At 58.8% G+C, this 3,222-nt stretch carries 1 tRNA gene and 2 rRNA genes; all 3 read left to right on the top strand.

Features of this window, described 5'->3' with window-relative positions:
* Positions 1–143 precede the first annotated feature (143 nt).
* The 3 genes from LQ222_RS25920 to LQ222_RS25930 all read left to right on the top strand — a co-directional run bounded on the left by LQ222_RS25920 (position 144) and on the right by LQ222_RS25930 (position 3,220).
* Positions 144–2,882, top strand: a 23S ribosomal RNA gene (locus LQ222_RS25920).
* A 112-nt stretch (positions 2,883–2,994) separates the two neighbouring features.
* A 5S ribosomal RNA gene (rrf, locus tag LQ222_RS25925) occupies positions 2,995–3,109 on the top strand.
* Positions 3,110–3,143: 34 nt separating this feature from the next.
* Positions 3,144–3,220, top strand: a tRNA-Met gene (locus LQ222_RS25930).
* Positions 3,221–3,222: the final 2 nt, after the last annotated feature.

The raw sequence follows: 3,222 nt of genomic DNA on the forward strand, positions 1-3,222 counted from the left end.
GTGTGTGAGTGACGCACATCGTCCGGGGGCAGACTTGACCGCGCCCTGGGGATGATGCGGGCGCTGCCGACCGAGACTGAAAGCAGCCCAGGGGCGCGTCGTTTTGGCGTGTTTTGGCCCTGTGCGCGGGCGGTGGTGTGGATATGGAGTGAGAAAAGGGCATTCGGTGGATGCCTTGGCGCCAAGAGGCGATGAAGGACGTGGCACGCTGCGAAAAGCCGCGGGGAGATGCGAGCGATCGTTGATCCGCGGATGTCCGAATGGGGAAACCCACCCCTTTGGGGTATCCTGGACTGAATACATAGGTTCAGGAGGCGAACCCGGGGAACTGAAACATCTCAGTACCTGGAGGAAAAGACATCAAACGAGATTCCGCTAGTAGTGGCGAGCGAACGCGGAGTAGGCCAGTGGTTGCTGCAAGAGAAGCCGAACAACCTGGAAAGGTTGGCCGTAGTGGGTGATAGCCCCGTAGGCGTAGTGCTTGCAGTGATCCTTGAGTAGGGCGGGGCACGTGAAACCCTGTCTGAACATGGGGGGACCACCCTCCAAGCCTAAATACTCCTTGGCGACCGATAGTGCACAAGTACCGTGAGGGAAAGGTGAAAAGCACCCCGACGAGGGGAGTGAAAGAGACCTGAAACCGGATGCCTACAAGCAGTCGGAGCCCCATGTGGGTGACGGCGTACCTTTTGTATAATGGGTCCGCGAGTTCGTGTTGGCAGCAAGCTTAAGCCGAGAGGTGTAGGCGCAGCGAAAGCGAGTCTGAACAGGGCGTTCAGTTGCCGGCATGAGACCCGAAACCTGGTGATCTAGCCATGGACAGGTTGAAGGTGGGGTAACACCCACTGGAGGACCGAACCCACGCCTGTTGAAAAAGTCGGGGATGATCTGTGGTTAGGGGTGAAAGGCCAATCAAACCAGGAAATAGCTGGTTCTCCGCGAAATCTATTGAGGTAGATCGTCCACCGATCACCATCGGAGGTAGAGCACCGGAAGGGCTAGGGGGGCCCAAAGCCCTACCAAACCCTACCGAACTCCGAATGCCGATGAGTGCAGGTGGGCAGACAGACAGTGGGTGCTAAGGTCCATTGTCGAGAGGGAAACAACCCAGACCACCAGCTAAGGCCCCCAAATGATGGCTAAGTGGGAAAGCATGTGAGACGGCCAAAACAACCAGGAGGTTGGCTTAGAAGCAGCCATCCTTTAAAGAAAGCGTAATAGCTCACTGGTCTAAACAAGCTGTCTTGCGGCGAAAATGTACCGGGGCTCAAGCCATCTGCCGAAGCTGTGGGTGCGTAGCAATACGCGCGGTAGCGGAGCGTTCCCTAGGCCTGTGAAGCGGTATCCGTGAGGGGCCGTGGAGGTATGGGAAGTGCGAATGCGGACATGAGTAACGACAAACAGAGTGAGAAACTCTGTCGCCGAAAGTCCAAGGGTTCCTGCGCAAGGTTAATCCGCGCAGGGTGAGCCGGCCCCTAAGGCGAGGGCGAGAGCCGTAGCCGATGGGAACCAGGTGAATATTCCTGGGCCCGCCAGAAGTGACGGCCGTGAAACCGTGTCATTCCTTATCGGATTGGAGTGGCTCGTGGATCGGTCCGGGAAATAGCTCTGGCATATGGACCGTACCCGAAACCGACACAGGTGGACTGGATGAGTATTCCAAGGCGCTTGAGAGAACCATGCTGAAGGAACTAGGCAAATTGCCCGCGTAAGTTAGCGATAAGCGGGACCCGTCCGTGGGCAACCATGGGCGGGTGGCACAGACCAGGGGGTGGCGACTGTTTAGTAAAAACACAGGGCTCTGCGAAATCGTGAGATGACGTATAGGGTCTGACGCCTGCCCGGTGCCGGAAGGTTAAAGGGAGGAGTGCAAGCTCCGAACTGAAGCCCCGGTAAACGGCGGCCGTAACTATAACGGTCCTAAGGTAGCGAAATTCCTTGTCGGGTAAGTTCCGACCTGCACGAATGGCGTAACGACCTCCCCACTGTCTCCAGCATGGGCTCAGTGAAATTGAATTCCCCGTGAAGATGCGGGGTACCCGCGGTCAGACGGAAAGACCCTATGAACCTTTACTGCAGCTTGGCAGTGGCGCCAGGAAGGGGCTGTGTAGGATAGGTGGGAGCCATTGAAGCCGGGGCGCCAGCTCTGGTGGAGGCAACCTTGAAATACCACCCTGCGCCTTTCTGGCGTCTAACCGAACCCCGTTATCCGGGGTCGGGACCCTGCCTGGTGGGCAGTTTGACTGGGGCGGTCGCCTCCCAAAGAGTAACGGAGGCGCGCGATGGTGGGCTCAAGCCGGTCGGACATCGGCTGTTGAGTGCAAAGGCACAAGCCCGCCTGACTGCGAGCGCGACAGCGCGAGCAGGGACGAAAGTCGGCCTTAGTGATCCGGTGGTCCCGCGTGGAAGGGCCATCGCTCAACGGATAAAAGGTACTCTAGGGATAACAGGCTGATCTCCCCCAAGAGTCCACATCGACGGGGAGGTTTGGCACCTCGATGTCGGCTCATCGCATCCCGGGGCTGGAGCAGGTCCCAAGGGTTCGGCTGTTCGCCGATTAAAGCGGTACGTGAGCTGGGTTTAGAACGTCGTGAGACAGTTCGGTCCCTATCTGCCGTGGGTGTTGGAGACTTGAGAGGATCTTTCCCTAGTACGAGAGGACCGGGAAGGACGCACCTCTGGTGTACCGGTTGTGGCGCCAGCCGCATCGCCGGGTAGCCAAGTGCGGAATGGATAACCGCTGAAGGCATCTAAGCGGGAAACCAGCCTCAAGACCAGGTCTCCCTAAGGGCCGTGGTAGACCACCACGTCGATAGGTCGCAGGTGGAAGCGCCGTAAGGCGTGCAGCCGAGCGATCCTAATCGCCCAATAGAACTCCCTATCCATCACATCACCGCATGGAATGGTTCGCCATCCCACCGCGCACAGCGCCAAAACACGCATCACACACAACAACAGGTCATCCCATCCACATCCGAGGATCCGGCCCGGTGGCCTGGTGGCCATCGCGGGGTTGATACACCCGTTCCCATCCCGAACACGGCCGTGAAACACCCCAGCGCCCATGGTACTGCGTCTTAAGGCGCGGGAGAGTCGGTCGCCGCCAGGCCACCAGGCCGGATCCTCAGACCCACACTCACCACCGCGGGGTGGAGCAGCCCGGTAGCTCGTCAGGCTCATAACCTGAAGGTCACAGGTTCAAATCCTGTCCCCGCATCCAAC

Origin of the sequence: Roseomonas sp. CECT 9278, assembly GCF_918698155.1 — a bacterium.
In the GTDB taxonomy this organism is placed as follows: Bacteria; Pseudomonadota; Alphaproteobacteria; order Acetobacterales; family Acetobacteraceae; genus Neoroseomonas.